Annotated in this window: 14 protein-coding genes and 2 pseudogenes; 13 read left to right on the top strand and 3 right to left on the bottom strand. The window is 65.1% G+C overall.

The genetic code is table 11. The features are described 5' to 3' along the window. Nucleotides 1-34: 34 nt before the first annotated feature. From ACQ86E_RS27355 to ACQ86E_RS27395, 9 genes are all read left to right on the top strand, one after another. Nucleotides 35-1,492 (top strand): 6-hydroxynicotinate reductase, encoded by a 1,458-nt coding sequence (locus ACQ86E_RS27355; protein ID WP_431202633.1) that lies wholly within the window; start codon nt 35-37, stop codon nt 1,490-1,492. After that, nucleotides 1,489-2,388 (top strand): UPF0280 family protein, encoded by a 900-nt coding sequence (locus ACQ86E_RS27360; protein WP_431202634.1) that lies wholly within the window; start codon nt 1,489-1,491, stop codon nt 2,386-2,388. The genes ACQ86E_RS27355 and ACQ86E_RS27360 overlap by 4 nt, the downstream gene beginning before the upstream one ends. Nucleotides 2,389-2,414: 26 nt before the next feature. After that, nucleotides 2,415-2,999, top strand: a complete 585-nt coding sequence (locus ACQ86E_RS27365) for an amino acid synthesis family protein (protein WP_431202635.1) — start codon at nt 2,415-2,417, stop codon at nt 2,997-2,999. A gap of 32 nt (nt 3,000-3,031) precedes the next feature. Next, nucleotides 3,032-4,234 (top strand): ABC transporter substrate-binding protein, encoded by a 1,203-nt coding sequence (locus ACQ86E_RS27370; protein ID WP_431202636.1) that lies wholly within the window; start codon nt 3,032-3,034, stop codon nt 4,232-4,234. 181 nt (nt 4,235-4,415) lie between these two features. Then, the gene (locus ACQ86E_RS27375; protein ID WP_431202637.1) at nt 4,416-6,305 is read left to right on the top strand and encodes an ABC transporter permease; all 1,890 of its coding nucleotides are present in this window, start codon (nt 4,416-4,418) and stop codon (nt 6,303-6,305) included. Beyond that, on the top strand, nt 6,302-7,093 hold the full coding sequence (locus tag ACQ86E_RS27380; protein ID WP_431202638.1) for an ABC transporter ATP-binding protein: 792 nt from the start codon (nt 6,302-6,304) through the stop codon (nt 7,091-7,093). Before ACQ86E_RS27375 ends, ACQ86E_RS27380 begins: the two co-directional genes overlap by 4 nt. Beyond that, the gene (locus tag ACQ86E_RS27385) at nt 7,090-7,794 is read left to right on the top strand and encodes an ABC transporter ATP-binding protein (protein WP_130362273.1); all 705 of its coding nucleotides are present in this window, start codon (nt 7,090-7,092) and stop codon (nt 7,792-7,794) included. The genes ACQ86E_RS27380 and ACQ86E_RS27385 overlap by 4 nt, the downstream gene beginning before the upstream one ends. A gap of 25 nt (nt 7,795-7,819) precedes the next feature. Beyond that, nucleotides 7,820-8,287 carry a MarR family winged helix-turn-helix transcriptional regulator gene (locus tag ACQ86E_RS27390; RefSeq protein ID WP_431202639.1) on the top strand — a complete coding sequence of 156 codons (468 nt, stop codon included), beginning with the start codon at nt 7,820-7,822 and terminating at the stop codon, nt 8,285-8,287. A gap of 41 nt (nt 8,288-8,328) precedes the next feature. Then, nucleotides 8,329-8,718, top strand: coding sequence for a hypothetical protein (locus ACQ86E_RS27395; RefSeq protein ID WP_431202640.1), 390 nt, complete (start codon nt 8,329-8,331; stop codon nt 8,716-8,718). A gap of 4 nt (nt 8,719-8,722) precedes the next feature. Here the strand turns inward: ACQ86E_RS27395 and ACQ86E_RS27400 are convergent, their stop codons facing one another. Both ACQ86E_RS27400 and ACQ86E_RS27405 read right to left on the bottom strand, forming a co-directional pair. After that, nucleotides 8,723-9,424 carry a hypothetical protein gene (locus ACQ86E_RS27400; protein ID WP_431202641.1) on the bottom strand — a complete coding sequence of 234 codons (702 nt, stop codon included), beginning with the start codon at nt 9,422-9,424 and terminating at the stop codon, nt 8,723-8,725. Nucleotides 9,425-9,550: 126 nt separating this feature from the next. Continuing rightward, on the bottom strand, nt 9,551-10,747 hold the full coding sequence (locus ACQ86E_RS27405; protein WP_015686884.1) for an amidohydrolase family protein: 1,197 nt from the start codon (nt 10,745-10,747) through the stop codon (nt 9,551-9,553). Between the two features lie 156 nt (nt 10,748-10,903). On the opposite strand from ACQ86E_RS27405, the pseudogene ACQ86E_RS27410 reads away from it, so the two are divergent. From ACQ86E_RS27410 to ACQ86E_RS27420, 3 genes and pseudogenes are all read left to right on the top strand, one after another. After that, nucleotides 10,904-11,676 (top strand): annotated as a pseudogene (locus ACQ86E_RS27410) (ferredoxin--NADP reductase). 105 nt (nt 11,677-11,781) lie between these two features. Next, nucleotides 11,782-12,108 carry a hypothetical protein gene (locus ACQ86E_RS27415; RefSeq protein ID WP_431202642.1) on the top strand — a complete coding sequence of 109 codons (327 nt, stop codon included), beginning with the start codon at nt 11,782-11,784 and terminating at the stop codon, nt 12,106-12,108. 98 nt (nt 12,109-12,206) lie between these two features. Further along, nucleotides 12,207-13,421, top strand: a pseudogene (locus ACQ86E_RS27420) (cytochrome P450); the annotation flags it as partial. Here ACQ86E_RS27420 and ACQ86E_RS27425 read toward each other — a convergent pair. After that, the gene (locus tag ACQ86E_RS27425) at nt 13,415-14,665 is read right to left on the bottom strand and encodes a DUF763 domain-containing protein (RefSeq protein WP_431202643.1); all 1,251 of its coding nucleotides are present in this window, start codon (nt 14,663-14,665) and stop codon (nt 13,415-13,417) included. The pseudogene ACQ86E_RS27420 and the gene ACQ86E_RS27425 overlap by 7 nt on opposite strands. Before the next feature lie 120 nt (nt 14,666-14,785). On the opposite strand from ACQ86E_RS27425, the gene ACQ86E_RS27430 reads away from it, so the two are divergent. After that, the gene (locus ACQ86E_RS27430) at nt 14,786-15,925 is read left to right on the top strand and encodes a mechanosensitive ion channel family protein (RefSeq protein WP_431202644.1); all 1,140 of its coding nucleotides are present in this window, start codon (nt 14,786-14,788) and stop codon (nt 15,923-15,925) included. Nucleotides 15,926-15,938: the final 13 nt, after the last annotated feature.

Below are 15,938 nucleotides of genomic sequence, written 5' to 3' on the forward strand. Positions count from 1 at the left end.
CGAATGATAACCGCGGTGCCCGCTGGCTTTTGACATGGTGATGGAAACGACGAGCGCTGCCATCGACAAGATCCGCTGCGATGCCTGTCCGGTGATGTGCTACATCAAGCCGGGCGCCGCGGGCGCCTGCGATCGCTACGCAAACCACGACGGCAAGCTCGTTCGCGTCGATCCGCATGTGATCCTGGAGCGCACGGTCTCGCATGGCGGCAAGCTCGTCCCGTTCAGCCGCACCGAGGACTGGGACGGCAAGATCGTCCACGAGCCCTCGACCTTCGTGACGGCGATCGGCGCGGGCACGACATATCCCGACTACAAGCCGGCGCCGTTCATCGTCTCCGCGGAGGTCGACGGCGTCGACATGGTGACAGTAGTCACCGAGGGCATCTTCTCCTATTGCGGCATCAAGGTGAAGATCGACACCGATCGCTATCTCGGACCGGAGACCGCGACCGTGCGCGCACAAGGCGAGGCGGTCGGCCACGTCACGACCAGCGAATACGGCTCGCAGATGCTGTCGCTCGGCGGCGTGCATCATCTCACCGGCGGCTCCAAGAAGGAGGGCCGCGTCACCTGCGACACGTTGATGGACCTCGCCAATTGCAAGGCGGTGGAGCTGACCATCGACGGTGGCGCGAGCGTCGTGGTGCAGGCCGGCCAGCCGCCGATCGTCAACGGCATGAAGGAAGAACGCATGCGCGTCGGCTGCGGCTCGGCGACGATCGGCATGTTCGCCAAGCAATGGCTCGGCAAGGTGGATGAAGTCGTCGTGGTCGACGACCACATCACCGGCGTGCTCAGCGAGCACCAGGCCGGCAAGCTGCTCGACATCGCCGACACCGGCATCAAGATGAAGGGGCGGCGATCGACGCCTGGCCGCTATTTTCAGGTCGCTGATCCCGGCACGGGCTGGGGCGGCACCAACATCTCCGATCCGTTGTCAATTCTCGGTCCCTTCGATCCGAAGGAAGCCAAGGCGGGTCTCTCGATGTTGATGGTCTCCACGACTGGCGAGCATTCGTCCTACTATGTGCTCGACGAGACCTTGAAGCCGGTCGAGACCGAGATGCCTGATGATCTGAAGTTCTCGGTCGAGCGCATCCAGGAGAATTGCGAGCCGGCGCTGTGCACGGTGCTGTTCATGGCTGGTGCAGGCGGCTCGCTCCGCGCCGGGGTCACCGACAATCCGGTGCGGCTGACACGTTCGGTGAAGGACGCGCTGACGCGCGTCACCAGCGGCGGCGCTCCTGTTTATGTCTGGCCGGGCGGCGGCATCACCTACATGGTCGATGTGACGCAGATGCCGTCAGGTGCTTTCGGCTATGTTCCGACACCGGCGCTGGTCGCGCCGATCGAGTTCACGATGAAGCTCACCGATTACGCTGCGCTCGGCGGACACATGGACTATGTCAAACCGCTCTCCGAAGTGCAGAGCGGCGACGACGTCCGCCAGTTGCCGTGGCAGACTCCGATCCCGGGGCCGCGGGCATGAGAAGGCTCCCGCAGATCGCGTTGCTGTCCGATGGCCGGCGGCTGCATTTGCAGGATGGACCGATCGATCTGATCGTCGAGGCGAGGGGACGTGCGGACGAGGTGCGGGCTGCCTATGAGGCGGCGGCGCGCCGTTTCACCGGCCTGCTCGATGAGCTTTGCGCGGAGTTGACGGAACTGCGGCGGGCTGCACTGCCGGCTGCGTCTTCGCTGGAGGGCACGGTGGCTCGGCGCATGTTTGCTGCCGTCGCGCCCTACGCCTGGGATCGCTTCATCACGCCGATGGCCGCGGTCGCTGGCAGCGTAGCCGAGGAAATTCTCGGCGCCATGCTTCACGTCGCGACGCTCGATCAGGCCTATGTCAACAACGGCGGCGACATCGCCCTGCACCTCGGGGCAGCCGAGCATTTTTCAGTCGGCCTGATGGATCGACCGGACCGCGACGGCGTGATGCGGAGGATACGGATCGATTCGGACGACCGAACGCGCGGCGTCGCGACCAGCGGCCGCCACGGCCGCAGTTTTTCGCTCGGCATTGCCGATGCCGTGACGGTGCTGGCGGCAACGGCCTCGCAGGCCGACGCGGCGGCCACCGTCATCGCCAATGCCGTCGATCTGCCCGGTCATTCCGCCATCACGAGGCAGCGGGCGAACGAGCTTCAGCCCGACAGCGATCTTGGCCCGCGTTTTGTCACCCGCGCGGTCGGTGAATTGTCGCAAGACGAGATCGCGGCCGCGCTGGAATCTGGCGCGGAACATGCACGGCTATTGTTCGATCGCGGACTGATCGAGGGTGCCGTGTTGCAGCTTTGTGGTGATATGCTTGTCATCGGACCGAAAGATATTGAACGGCAGAAATCGCGCCCGCTGGTACTGGAGAACGCGGTTCATGCCTGAGCAGGGAAGAGACCGGGGAAGCAGTCATGAGCGCGATCATCCGCAAGATCGTCACTGTCGTCGAAGAGACGCAGATGGAAATGGGCCGCCAGGTCTCGCCGCCGACGCGCCGCGCTGCGGCGATCGCGGTGATCGAGAACCCCTTTGCTGGACAATATGTCGAGGATCTCTCGCCGCTGATCGCGATCGGCGAGGAACTCGGCGAGTTGCTGTCGAAGCGCGCGGTTGCCGCGCTCGGCATCGACGGTTCGATGGCCCAGAGCTACGGCAAGGCCGCGGCCGTCGGTGAGAACGGCGAGCTCGAACATGCCGCAGCCATTCTGCATCCGAAGATGGGCGCGCCGGTGCGCAAGGTGCTGAGCAAGGGCGTCGCGCTGATCCCGTCCTCGAAAAAGCGCAGCGGTCCCGGCACCACGCTGGACATTCCGCTCGGGCACAAGGACGCCGCCTTCGTGCGCAGCCATTTCGATGGCATGGAGGTGCAGATCAACGATGCGCCGCGCGCCAACGAGATCATGGTGGCGGTCGCCGTCACCGACAGCGGTCGTCCGCTGCCGCGCGTCGGCGGGCTGACGGTTGCCGAGGTCAAGGGCGAAGACGGTTTGAGATAGAACACGTAGAGAGTTCAAAACTGGAGGTTGGGATGCGAGCTAGGAATTATTTCGTCGGTGCGGCTTTCGCGCTTCTGGCGGGCGGCATGGCTCATTCGGCCATGGCTGAGGACATCAAGATCGGCGAGATCAACAGCTATTCGCTGCTGCCGGCGTTCACCGAGCCCTATCGCAAGGGCTGGCAGCTTGCGGTCGAGGAGATCAACGCGGCCGGTGGTATCAACGGCAAGAAGCTGGTCGTCATCTCCAAGGACGACAGCGGCAAGCCGGCGGATGCGCAGACCGCCGCCAACGAGCTCGTCTCGAGCGAGGGCGTGGCGATGCTGACGGGCACGTTCCTGTCGAACATCGGCCTTGCCGTCAGCGACTTCGCCAACCAGAAGAAGGTGTTCTTCCTTGCGGCCGAGCCGCTGACGGACGCCATCACCTGGTCGAAGGGTAACAAGTACACCTTCCGCCTGCGCCCCTCCAACTACATGCAGGCGGCGATGCTGGTGGAAGCAGCCAGCAAGCTGCCGGCCAAGCGCTGGGCCACGATCGCGCCGAACTACGAGTACGGCCAGTCGGCGGTTGCGGTGTTCAAGAAGCTGATGTCGGAAAAGCGCCCCGACATCCAGTGGGTTGACGAGCAGTGGCCGCCGCAGGGCAAGATCGATGCGGGTCCAGTGGTGCAGGCTGTTGCCGCCGCCAACCCCGAGGCGATCCTCAACGTCACCTTCGGCGCCGATCTCGTGAAGCTCGTGCGTGAAGGCAATACCCGCGGCCTGTTCAAGGGGCGCGAAGTCGTGTCGTTCCTGACCGGAGAGCCCGAATATCTCGATCCGCTCAAGGACGAGACCCCCGAGGGCTGGATCGTCACCGGCTATCCCTGGTACTCGATCAAAACGCCCGAGCACGACGCGTTCCTGAAGGCCTATCAGGCCAAGTATAACGACTATCCGCGCCTCGGCTCGATCGTCGGCTACCAGACCATCAAGGCCGCCGCCGCGATCCTGGCGAAAGCCGGCTCGACCGATCCGGAGAAGCTGATCGCCGCGGCGGAAGGCCTGTCGATGCCGTCGCCGCTCGGCGAGATCACCTTCCGCAAGATCGACCACCAGTCGACGCTCGGTGCCTATGTCGGCAAGACCGCGCTGAAGGACGGCAAGGGCGTGATGGTGGACTCGGTCTACAAGAAGGGTTCCGACTATCTGCCGAGCGATGCCGAAGTCGCGAAGCTGCGCCCGAAGGACTGATCTCCGCTGCCGTAGGGTGGGTTAGCCCTGCGGACTGCGCGTCGCGCAGGCTGCAGGGCGTAACCCACCACGGTCTGCCCCGCGACACGAAGTTGGTGGGTTACGCTTCGCTAACCCACCCTACGAAGCTCTCACCCCCGCAAGCGCGGGCGAAGTGAGGCAACACTAACCCGGACCGCCGATGGCCTTTTATGTCGTACAGTTTCTGACCGGCCTCGCCAGCGCAGCGTCGCTGTTTCTGGTGGCCTCGGGCCTGTCGATCATCTTCGGCGTGACGCGGATCGTGAATTTCGCGCATGGCGCCTTCTACATGATCGGCGCCTACATCGCCTTCACGCTGACCGAGCGCCTCTCCGGCACGTTCGGGTTCTGGGGCGGGATCGTGCTGGCGGCGCTGGCCGTGGCGCTGATCGGCGTGCTCGTCGAGATGGTGCTGCTGCGCCGCATCTATCACGCGCCGGAACTGTTCCAGCTGCTCGCGACCTTCGGCCTGACCTTGATGGTCGAGGACCTCGTCGTGCTGGTCTGGGGTCCCGACGATCTCGTCGGCCGCCGCGCGCCGGGCTTCCGTGGCGCGGTCGATTTCTTCGGCCAGAACATCCCGAGCTACGATCTGTTCCTGATCGTGCTCGGCCCCGTCGTGCTCGGCATCCTCTGGCTGCTGTTCCAGCGGACCCGCTGGGGCGTGCTGGTGCGCGCGGCGACGCAGGACCGCGACATGGTTGCAGCCCTCGGCGTCAATCAGAAATGGCTGTTCACGAGCGTGTTCGCGGTCGGTGTCTTCCTCGCCGCCCTCGGCGGCGCGCTTCAGATCCCGCGCGATGCCGTGCATCATGCGATGGATTTGCGCATCATCGTCGAAGTCTTCGTCGTGGTCGTGATCGGCGGCCTCGGCAGCATCGTCGGCGCCTTCGTCGCGGCGGTGCTGGTCTCCGAGCTCAACGCGTTCGGCATCCTGATCTTCCCGAAGATTTCCATCATCCTGGTCTTCCTGGTGATGGCGGCTGTGCTGATCGTCCGTCCCTGGGGCCTGTTCGGCAAGCCCGAGGCGCCCGCGCGCAAGACGCCGGGGCTGTCAGTCAATCCGTGGCGGCCGTTGACGTCGAACGAGCGGCTGGCCGCGCTGGCAGCGCTCGTCATCGCGGCGACCTTGCCGCTGTTCGCCGGGAACTATGCGCTGACCGTCGGCGCCGAGATCGCAATCTTCGTGATCTTCGCCGTCAGCCTGCACTTCCTGATGTCGGTTGGTGGGCTCGCCTCGTTCGGGCACGCCGCCTATTTCGGCCTCGGCGCCTACGGCGTCGCCTTCCTCGCCAAGATGGCGGGGCTGCCGATGATCGTGTGCCTGTTGCTCGGCCCGCTGCTCGGCTGCATGGGCGCCGCCGTATTCGGCTTCTTCGCCGTGCAGCTCTCCGGCGTCTATTTCGCGATGCTGACGCTGGCTTTCGCGCAGATCGTCTGGTCGATCGCGTTCCAGTGGGTGAGCGTGACAGGCGGCGACAACGGCATCTTGAGCATCTGGCCGGAGAAATGGGCTGCGAGCCCGTCGAATTTCTACTGGCTGGCGCTTGGCGTCGCGGCGCTCGTCACGATCGCGCTGCGCGCCATGGTGTTCTCGCCGTTCGGCTATGCGCTCCGGGCCACGCGCGACTCGCTTCTGCGCAGCGAGGCGATCGGCATCAACGCCAAGCGCATTCAGTGGACGGCCTTCGTGATCGCGGGCACCACCGCCGGCATCGGCGGCGCCCTGTTCGCCTACCTCAAGGGCAGCGTCTTCCCGGACAATCTCGGCATCTCGCTCTCGGTCGACGCGCTGGTCATGGTGCTGCTCGGCGGCGTCGAGACGGTGTCGGGCGCGGTGATCGGCGCCATCGTTTACAAGGCGCTCAACATCTGGCTGGTCAGCCAGACCGATCTGTCGAAGCTCGTGCTCGGCGGCTTCATCGTGCTGATTGTCGTGGTCTTCCCCAAGGGCATCGTCGGCATGCTGGAGATGCTGGCACAGCGGCGCAGGAAGTCCTCGCCGCCGGGATCGCCTCTCATTGCCAAGCCGATCGAGTCAGCCGAATGAGCGTCGCATCCCCACTTCTCGCGGTCGAAGGCCTGACCAAATCCTATGGCGGCATCCACGCCGTGCGCGGCGTCTCGTTCTCGTTGCGCGCCGGCGAGATTCTGGCGCTGATCGGCCCCAACGGCGCCGGCAAGAGCACCTGCTTCGACATGCTCAACGGGCAGAACCGGCCGGATTCGGGCCATGTGCGTCTGCTTGGTGAAGAGACTACCGGCAAGATGCCGCGCGAGATCTGGCGGCTCGGCGTCGGGCGCACGTTCCAGATTACTGCGACCTTCGCCACCATGACCGTGCGCGAGAACGTGCAGGTCGCGCTGGTCTCGCACGGCAGGCAATTGTTCAATCTCTGGGGCTCGGCGCCGAATTACGATCGCGGCGAGGCCGCACGCCTGCTCGAACTCGTGGGCATGGGCGGCTATGCGGACCGGCCCTGCGGCGAACTCGCCTATGGCGACCTCAAGCGGCTCGAGCTCGCGGTGGCGCTCGCCAACCAGCCGAAACTGCTGCTGATGGACGAGCCGACCGCCGGCATGGCGCCGCGGGAGCGCGTCGAGTTGATGCGCCTGACCGCGCAGATCGCACGGGAAAAATCGATCGGGGTGCTTTTCACCGAGCACGACATGGACGTGGTGTTCGAGCATGCCGACCGCATCATCGTGCTCAATCGCGGCACGCTGATCGCCGAGGGCACGCCGGCCGAGGTCCGCGGCAATCCGCAGGTCCAGGCGGTCTATCTCGGCGAGGGCCTGCTTTACGAGGCCGGGCATCGCGAGGGAGCCTCCGCATGAAGCTCACGGTGCAGGACCTCAACAGCCATTACGGCCCGGCGCATATCCTGTTCGACATCGGCTTCGAGGTCGGCGAGGGCGAGGTGGTGGCGCTGCTGGGCCGCAACGGTGCCGGCAAGTCGACGACGTTCCGTTCGATCGTCGGCCTCGTCGCGCAACGCACCGGGCGCATCATGTTCGAGGGCAAGGATGTCTCGGCGCGGCCAACGCATGAGATCGTGCGCGATGGGCTCGGCTACGTGCCCGAGGAGCGGCGCATCTTCACCGATCTGACGGTGGAGGAGAATCTCGAAGTCGGCCGCCAGCCGAAGCGCCCGAACGCGCCACACTGGACTCGCGAAAAGCTGTTCGCGCTGTTTCCAAATCTCGGCGAGATGAAGAACCGCCCGGGCGGCCGCATGAGCGGCGGTGAGCAGCAGATGCTGACGATCGCGCGCACGCTGATGGGCAATCCGTCGCTGGTGCTGCTGGACGAGCCTTCGGAGGGCCTGTCGCCCAAGATCGTGGAGCAGATGGTCGATGCCATCCTGACCATGAAGAAGGAGGGTGTCAGCATCGTCGTCTCCGAGCAGAATTTGCACTTTGCGCGGCTGATCTCCGATCGCGCCTATATCATCGAGCGCGGCCGCATCTGTTTCGGCGGCACCATGGCCGAGCTCGACGCGCGTCCGGATATCCGCGACGCGCATTTGTCGTTGTGAGGGCATGGGGAAGGGCAGCGAGCGGATGGCGAGAAGCGTCGCGGTGAAGAAGGGCGTCAAGCTGGCCAAATCGTCCAACAAGTCGTCTTACGTGCTCGACGAGCAGGTCGGCTTCATCCTGCGCCAGGTCTGGCAGCGCCATAGCTCGATCTTCTCGCGCGATATCGGTACCAACATCACGCCGACGCAATGGGCGGCGCTGTCGAAGCTGGCCGAGAGTGGGCCGTGCTCCCAGAACCAGTTGGGACGGCTGACGGCGATGGATGTCGCGACCATCAAGGGCGTGATCGACCGGCTGACGGCGCGCGGCCTCACCGAGACCAGCCAGGATCCCGAGGACGGGCGGCGGCTGCTGGTCAGCCTGACGCGGGCCGGTCAGCAGCTTGCGGAGAAGGCTGCGCCGAATGCGCTCGCGATCACGCGTGAGACGCTGGCGCCGCTCGAGCCGAAGGAGCGCGAGACGCTGATGGCGCTGTTGAACAAGCTGCGGTGAGCGGCGACTAATCTCGATCCAGGTTTGTCGAGGTTTCCGGCATGAGAGCAGCGACACGAATCGCAATGGCTTTGAGCTTCGGTGCAGCGCTGGCGAGCGAATGCGCTCCCGCTTGGGGCGCACAACCCTATGAAGGGTTCTGGGCGTCAACGAAGAAAGATTGCCGCGATCAGGATAGCGCGAACCGCATGAGCATCGAGGGCGGCAATCGCCTCTATTGGTACGAGACACGATGCCGGGCCAGCGAGATCATCGCGGACGGGAAGCTCAGCTGGAAGATGAAGCTCGCCTGCGAAGGTGAGGGCGAGAAGTTTCGCTCCAGTCCGCGCGTGTCCATCGCGGCGGACGGCAGGCTGGTGATGGACAACGGTCCGGTCGGGCAGGCCAGGCGCCAGACCTATCTGCGGTGTGAGATCACGAAAAAGCGCTGATCCCCTACGTTTTGCCCGGCCATTTGGCACGGTAGCGGATTTCGCTGCCGTCGGCGAGGTGCCGCCACGTTCCAAACTCCGGCGTATGCGGCGCCCGTGACGTCAGATCGATCGGATAGATCCGGCTCGGCTGGCCTTCGATAGTGACGGCGAGTTGCCGGTGCGAGGTTCGAAACGCGAGTTCAACCTTGCCTGCGATGACGGGCTGGTCGCCGTCGCGGTAGAAGGCGGCGGGGGTCACTTCGCCCGGCATGGTGTTGAGGTCGGTCTGCAATTCGACGGTGATGCCCTGGGCTGACGTCGGCACTGCGACCCCCGCCGGAAAGCGAATCTCGAATACGAGCAGGGGACTGTAGCCGTTCCGGTTGAGCCAGGGCGTCGCGGTCGCATAGGCATAGGCAATGTAGGCGCCGATGCCGCCGGCGCAGAGCAGGACGACGATCCCGAGCGACTTCAGGCTGTTGCGCGCGACGCCCCCATTGTCTGCATCCTTTTCGCCTGCGTTGCCTGAACGCGTCACCAGCCAGCTGGCAAGCACAGCACCGGCGACCGCGCCGATGGGGGAGTAGACGAACAGTGCCAGCAGGCCCGACGTGATCGGATCTGCCCGGTTGCCCAAGTCGAGGACCGAAAACAGCACGAAGATCGCGATATAGCCCACGACCGCGCCGGCGACGCCGGCACCTACCCGGGATGAGTTTGTCATGTCTCGCTCGATGGTCCAGCAAATGAACTGCCGCCGCCGAGGGCTGCCTGCGTTAGACGCAGCGGGCCGGCGACTTGTTCAATGCTGTCGAGGGCTGACGCGGAGCGGCGAGCCGCTCCGGCTGCGTCACTTCGCCACCACCTCGGGCACCCTGCCGGCCGGTGGGGTGTTGCGGCTGCGCTGGGTGCGCACAATGCCGTCGATGATGGTCATGCCGATGCCGGGGAGGTCGCCGAGCTGCACGCTCTCCAAAATGGTCTTGCCGGGCGAGTGCTGCGCCTTGTCCATGATGACGAAATCGGCGGAGCGGCCCACCTCGATCAGGCCGCAGTCGAGCTGCCGCATCCGCGCGGTGTTGCCGGTGGCCAGGCAGAACGCGATCTCGGCGGGCAGCTCGCCGATCGAGGACAGCATCGAGACCATGCGCAAGATGCCGAGCGGCTGCACGCCGGAGCCAGCCGGCCCGTCGGTGCCGAGGATGACGCGATGCAGGTCGCCCATTTCGCGCGCGATGCGCAGCGTATAGAGCGCCGAGCGCTCATTGCCGTTGTGAACGATCTCGAGACCGCGCTTGCAGCCCTCACAGATGCAGCGGATCTGATCGTCGGGAAGGGCGGTGTGGCCGCCGTTGATGTGGCCGACCACGTCGGTGTCGGCCTCCAGCACCACGTCCTTGTCGATCAGGCCGGAGCCGGGGATCGAAGGGCCGCCGGTGTGGATCGTGCTCTGGATGCCGTATTTGCGTGCCCAGCCGACCATTTTCCGCGCAGTCGGTCCGTCCTTCACGCCGCCAAGGCCGACCTCGCCGAGCAGCTTGACGCCGGCGGCCGCCAATTCCTTGAAGTCTTCCTCGACCATCTCGCATTCGATGACGGGGGCACCGGCGTGAACCTTCACGCCGCCCGGACGCAAGGTCCAGAACGCCCGCTGGGCGAAGATCGCCATCGCCTTCAACCCCACGACGTCGCGGGGGCGGCCGGGCATGTGCACTTCGCCCGCCGAGATCATGGTGGTGATACCGCCATGGAGCGAGCTGTCGATCCAGCCGGTCTGGTTCTGCCGCGGCGTCCAGTCACCCGCGACGGGGTGGACGTGGCTGTCGATCAGGCCCGGGGTCACCGTCGTGCCGTTGGCATCGACAATGGTGGTCGCGCCTTCGGTGTTGAGGTCCTTGTGGCGTCCGATCGCGGTGATCTTGCCGTTCTCGGCGACGATGGTGTCGCCGTCCAGGATCGGCTTTTCCAGCGCTCCGGAGAGGATCAGACCGATATTCCGGATCACGAGTTTCGAGGGTCCGGTGGCCTGGGGTGCGTCATGCGCCATGGAAGGGGTCCTTGTCCTTAACTGCAACGCTCGCGATCTTGGGCAGCCTTGACCGCGGGAGCAAGCGGGATTATTCATTAGTATACGAATGATCGTGTACAAACGACGCATAGCTGACCGCCTCGAACCGCACTGGAAGCGACACGGAAGGGTGAGATGAGCAATTTCAACCAGGAAAGCGTCTTGAGCGTCCATCACTGGACCGACACGCTGTTCTCGTTCAAGACCACCCGCAGCCCCACCTTCCGTTTCCGCAATGGCGAGTTCACCATGATCGGGCTCAAGGTCGGCGAGAAGCCGCTGCTGCGGGCCTACAGCGTCGCCAGCGCCAATTACGAGGACACCCTCGAATTCTTCTCGATCAAGGTACCGGACGGTCCGCTGACCTCGCGCCTCCAGCACCTGAGGGAAGGCGACGAGATCATCGTCAGCCGCAAGGCCACCGGCACGCTGGTGATCGACAATCTGGAAGAGGGCCGCAACCTCTACCTCATCGGCACGGGAACTGGCCTTGCGCCGTTTCTGAGCGTGATCAAGGACCCCGAGACCTATGAGCGGTTCGAGAAGGTCGTGCTGCTGCACGGCTGCCGGCATGTAAAGGAACTCGCCTACGGCGAGATGATCACCGAGCATCTGCCGAACGACGAGATGCTCGGCGACTATATCCGCGCCCAGCTGATCTATTATCCGACCGTGACCCGCGATCCCTTCCGCAACCGCGGCCGCATCACCGACCTTATCACCTCCGGCAAGCTGTTTGCCGATATCGGCCTGCCGGCACTGGATCCGCCCACGACCGCGTCATGATCTGCGGCAGCCCGGCGCTCGTTGCCGACACCCGCACGCTTCTGGGCGAGCGGGGCTTTGTCGAGGGCAATCACGGCGAGCCGGCCCAGTTCGTGGTCGAAAAGGCCTTTGCCGAGCGCTAAGCGCGGAATTCCCGCGTCATAAGACCGTCGTTTCGCCGCCGCGCGGCGTTGCGGCGCCGATTCGGCGCGCGCTACACTGCGGGAGCGAATCAGCGGAGTTCCCACATGGTTGCGGACAGCGACAGCAACATCGCCTGGCACCGGGTCCAGTTGAAGAAGAACCGCGCCGAGTTGAAGGCGCTCGAGACCGCGCGCTTCACGATGGGCGAGATCGCGTCCTCCAAGCGGACGGGCCAGTCCCAGAAGACGATCGCGGACCTCAAGCGCAAGATCGCGCAGTCGGAGCGCGTGATCGCGGACCACGACAAGCGCACGCGGCGTCCGCTCACGACCGACTTGCGGAGCCTCAGCGATGGCAGCTGGAGCCATTGGGACGCCTACACCAGCCAGCAGCAGCGCAAGACCGCGCCGCGTGCGCCGGGACGCGGATAGGTCCGTCTTGCTCCTGCGGGCTGGCCCGGTTCCGGCTCTTGCGCGGCGCGTTCCGCGTCCCATCTGGTTGAGGCGCCACCAACCGTCCCGGGGATCCCATGGCACCGCGCCTCGATTTTACCAGCGAGGCCTTCTTTCGCGATCCGCCGAAGGCCATCGCCAAGTTGCGCGCGCAAGGCCCCGTGGTCTCGACGCGCTTTCCCCTGGTCGGTGACGTCTGGATCACCACGACCCATGATGCGACCGCGCGGGTGCTGAAGGACAGTGCGACCTTCACGTTGCGGAAGGAAGACGGTGCGGTCGCGGGTGTCCGCTGGTGGATGCCGAAGCTCGTCACCACGATCGCCAGCAACATGCTGACCATGGACGAGCCGGATCATACCCGGCTGCGCAGCATCGTGGACGAAGCGTTCCGCCGCCGCGCCATTGTCGCGATGGAGCCGCGCATCCGCGCCATCGCCGATGATCTCGCGGCCAAGCTATTCGACGATGGAAGCCCGGCCGACCTCGTCGAGCGCTACGCACGCATCCTGCCGCTGTCCGTGATCTCCGAACTTCTCGGCCTGCCCCTAGCCGATCGTCCTAAATTCATCGCCTGGGCCAATGCGATGTCATCGCTGACGAATGTCGCGCGCTTCGTGCGATTGTTGTTCGCGCTCCGCAAGATGCGGCGCTATCTCGAAGAGCAATTGCGTCTCGCGCGCGAGCAGGGCGGCGAGGGTCTGATTGCGGAGCTGGTTCAGGTCGAGCGCGAGGGAGGGCAGATCACGCCAGATGAAATGGTTGCGATGGTGTTCCTGCTGCTCGCGGCGGGCTCCGAGACCACCACGCATCTCATCAGCGGTTCGGTCTACGAACTGCTCAGGACTCCCGGTTTGCGCGACTGGCTGGAAGCGGACTGGAGCCGCGCCTCGCTCGCCGTCGAAGAGTTCCTGCGATTCGTCTCGCCTGTGCAATTCTCAAAGCCTCGCCATGTACGGCGGGATGTCGAGTTGGAAGGCATGCGGTTGAAGAAGGGCGATCGCGTCATGGTCATGCTTGCCGCAGCCAACATGGACCCGTCGGTGCACGACCTGCCGGAGCGGCTCGACCTCGAACGCAAGCCCAACCGCCACATGTCCTTTGGGACCGGAATCCATTTTTGCCTCGGGCATCAGCTCGCAAGGATCGAGGTGACGTGCGCGCTTCAGGCCTTGTTCACGCGCTGGCCGCGGCTCGGCCTCGCGGTCGATGCCTCGCAGATTCACTGGCGCGAGCGGCCGGGGATTCGCATGATTGCAAAATTACCGGTCGTCGCATCGGATCGTCAGCCGGTCGATTTCCGTGACGCCACGACGTCGCGCTCCCAGCCGAACACGGACCGGCCGTCGAGCTCCGGCGATGCGGCGCTTTCACCTGCGATGAACGACTCCACCGACGGGCCGCGCGCGGTGCGCTCCAGCCGACGTGCCTGATCGTCGAGACGCTTGATTGCTTGCATCTCCTCGTCGCGTCCGAGCTTTGCATTCTGGATCGCGCCCTTCAGCACGCGGATGGTCTCGTCATAGACCTTGATCGGGACGGGGTAGGGATGCCGGTCCTTGCCGCCATGGGCGAGCGAGAAGCGCGCGGGATCGTCGAAGCGATAGGGCGCGCCGTGCACCACCTCGGCGACCATCGCCAGCGAGCGCACGGTGCGCGCGCCGACACCCGGCGTCAGCAAGAGCTCCGGGAAATCGACCGGGCCGCGCTCGGCGGCGGCCGCCAGCGTGCCGTGCAGGCGCCGCGCGAACACGTCCTTCGGCCTGACGTCGTGATGGGCGGGCATGATCAGGTGCGGCAGCATCGGCTGCGCCGGCTCGGACGCCGTGCCGGTGAGCCGTTCGAATTCGGAGAGGATGCGATCGGGGCCGAGATCGCTCAGCAGCTCGAGTTGCGCGCTGCGCGAGACGCCGGCACGATGGTCGGTGAGATTGACGATCTCGCCCTGCCGCGGCCCCTCGATCGCGCTGTGCGGCGTATCGACGAAGCTCTTCAAGGCCTCGGAATGCCAGTGGTAGCGGCGGGCCTGCCGCTTGTCGCCGTTCATGCCCTGCTGCACCACGGTCCACTTCGCGTCGGCCGTGACGAAAAAGCCGTGCAGATAAAGATCGAAACCGTCCTGCACGGCCGCACTGTCGACCTTGGCCACCAGGCGGCTGGCGCGCGTGAGTTTTGCACCGTCGAAGCCGACGCGCTCGCCGAGTTGCATCAGCTCGTCCGGCGTCTTGCGCGAATGCTGGCCGCGACCGCCGCACACATAAATTCCGAGTTCGTCCTGGAGCGGGCCGAGCCCGCGCTTCAGCGCGCCGATCACGGAGGTGGTGATTCCCGAGGAGTGCCAGTCCATTCCCATCACGGCGCCGAACGATTGGAACCAGAACGGATGCGACAGCCGCTGGAGAAACGCATCGCGTCCGTAATGATGCACGATTGCCTGCGTGACGATCGCGCCGAGCGACGACATGCGCGTCGCAAGCCAAGGCGGAACACGGCCGGTATGCAGGGGAAGATCGGCGCTGCCGGTGCGGAGAGTCATGATTGCCTAGGAATAGCGCAGTTCGGCGACGGTTGCACCAGCGGGATGCTGCATTGCACCCAGCGGGGGAGCGAAGCCTCGCGAAACGCGTTGAGACGCGATGGACGTGCGGGGATTTCCATGAATTGGCAGGCCGTCATGGCCGACATCGACAGGATGCTCGGCTGGATACCGTCGTGGTTCGTAGGGCTTGGCCTGGTCGCGGGCGCGATCCTGCTTGCGCTGGCGTTCTATCGGCTCGCGGTGTGGCTCCTGACCCGCGCCTTCGGAACCCGGCTTCCACTCCTGGGCGTGTTCATCGAGCGCACTTCCGGCCCCGCGCAACTGGCGCTGTCTCTGGCTGCCGTTGCGCTGGTTTTGCCCCTTGCGCCGCTCGATGACGTGTTCCTCACGCCCCTGACGCGCCTGTTCGTCGTCGCCTTCATTGCCCTGATCGGCTGGATCTCGATCCGTATCGTGGACATGAGCGCGGCGCGCTACCTCCAGAATTTTCGTGACGTCGCCGAGAATTTCGTGGCCCGCAAGCACGTCACCCAGGTCCGCGTGTTCAAGCGTGTCACCGACACCATCATCGTCATCATCACGGTCTCGACCGCGCTGATGACGTTCGACTCGGTGAGACAATACGGTGTCAGCCTGTTCGCCTCCGCCGGCGCCGCCGGCCTCATTGTCGGTCTTGCGGCGCGGCCGCTGCTCAGCAATTTGATCGCAGGTTTGCAGATCGCGATCACCCAGCCGATCCGGATCGAGGATGCCGTCATCATCGAGAACGAGTGGGGCTGGGTCGAGGACATCGCCGCGACCTATGTGGTGATCCGGCTGTGGGACTGGCGCCGCATGGTGGTGCCGCTGTCCTACTTCATCGAAAAGCCGTTCCAGAACTGGACTCGCGATACCGCGTCCCTGATCGGGGTCATCGCGCTTCATGTCGATTATCGCGCCGACGTGCCGCGCATCCGGCGCTGGCTGGAGGGGGCGGTGAAGGAGTCCAAGCTCTGGGACGGTGCGGTGGTCAATCTCCAGGTGATCGACGCGGATTCGCGCACCATCGAGCTGCGGGCGCTGGTCAGCGCGCGGAATGCGCCGCAATCCTGGGACCTGCGCTGCGAGATGAGGGAAAGGCTGATCGCCTTCATTCGCGACGAGATGCCGGAAGCCCTGCCGCGCGAGCGCGCGATCCTGATTCCGTCAGGGGGCGGCGATGACACCGAGTTTCTGCAGCGCCCCGCTGCACCGGAGAAAATGCGGGCGAGGGCGTAGAATTAACGGCTGC

This window comes from Bradyrhizobium betae (assembly GCF_050632175.1).
Classification (GTDB): domain Bacteria; phylum Pseudomonadota; class Alphaproteobacteria; order Rhizobiales; family Xanthobacteraceae; genus Bradyrhizobium; species Bradyrhizobium betae_B.

Coding starts and splice junctions, on each gene's coding strand:
- ACQ86E_RS27355 (WP_431202633.1), top strand. CDS start 35: ATGGTGATGGAAACGACGAGCGCTGCCATCGACAAGATCCGCTGCGAT.
- ACQ86E_RS27360 (WP_431202634.1), top strand. CDS start 1,489: ATGAGAAGGCTCCCGCAGATCGCGTTGCTGTCCGATGGCCGGCGGCTG.
- ACQ86E_RS27365 (WP_431202635.1), top strand. CDS start 2,415: ATGAGCGCGATCATCCGCAAGATCGTCACTGTCGTCGAAGAGACGCAG.
- ACQ86E_RS27370 (WP_431202636.1), top strand. CDS start 3,032: ATGCGAGCTAGGAATTATTTCGTCGGTGCGGCTTTCGCGCTTCTGGCG.
- ACQ86E_RS27375 (WP_431202637.1), top strand. CDS start 4,416: ATGGCCTTTTATGTCGTACAGTTTCTGACCGGCCTCGCCAGCGCAGCG.
- ACQ86E_RS27380 (WP_431202638.1), top strand. CDS start 6,302: ATGAGCGTCGCATCCCCACTTCTCGCGGTCGAAGGCCTGACCAAATCC.
- ACQ86E_RS27385 (WP_130362273.1), top strand. CDS start 7,090: ATGAAGCTCACGGTGCAGGACCTCAACAGCCATTACGGCCCGGCGCAT.
- ACQ86E_RS27390 (WP_431202639.1), top strand. CDS start 7,820: ATGGCGAGAAGCGTCGCGGTGAAGAAGGGCGTCAAGCTGGCCAAATCG.
- ACQ86E_RS27395 (WP_431202640.1), top strand. CDS start 8,329: ATGAGAGCAGCGACACGAATCGCAATGGCTTTGAGCTTCGGTGCAGCG.
- ACQ86E_RS27400 (WP_431202641.1), bottom strand. CDS start 9,424: ATGACAAACTCATCCCGGGTAGGTGCCGGCGTCGCCGGCGCGGTCGTG.
- ACQ86E_RS27405 (WP_015686884.1), bottom strand. CDS start 10,747: ATGGCGCATGACGCACCCCAGGCCACCGGACCCTCGAAACTCGTGATC.
- ACQ86E_RS27415 (WP_431202642.1), top strand. CDS start 11,782: ATGGTTGCGGACAGCGACAGCAACATCGCCTGGCACCGGGTCCAGTTG.
- ACQ86E_RS27425 (WP_431202643.1), bottom strand. CDS start 14,665: ATGACTCTCCGCACCGGCAGCGCCGATCTTCCCCTGCATACCGGCCGT.
- ACQ86E_RS27430 (WP_431202644.1), top strand. CDS start 14,786: ATGAATTGGCAGGCCGTCATGGCCGACATCGACAGGATGCTCGGCTGG.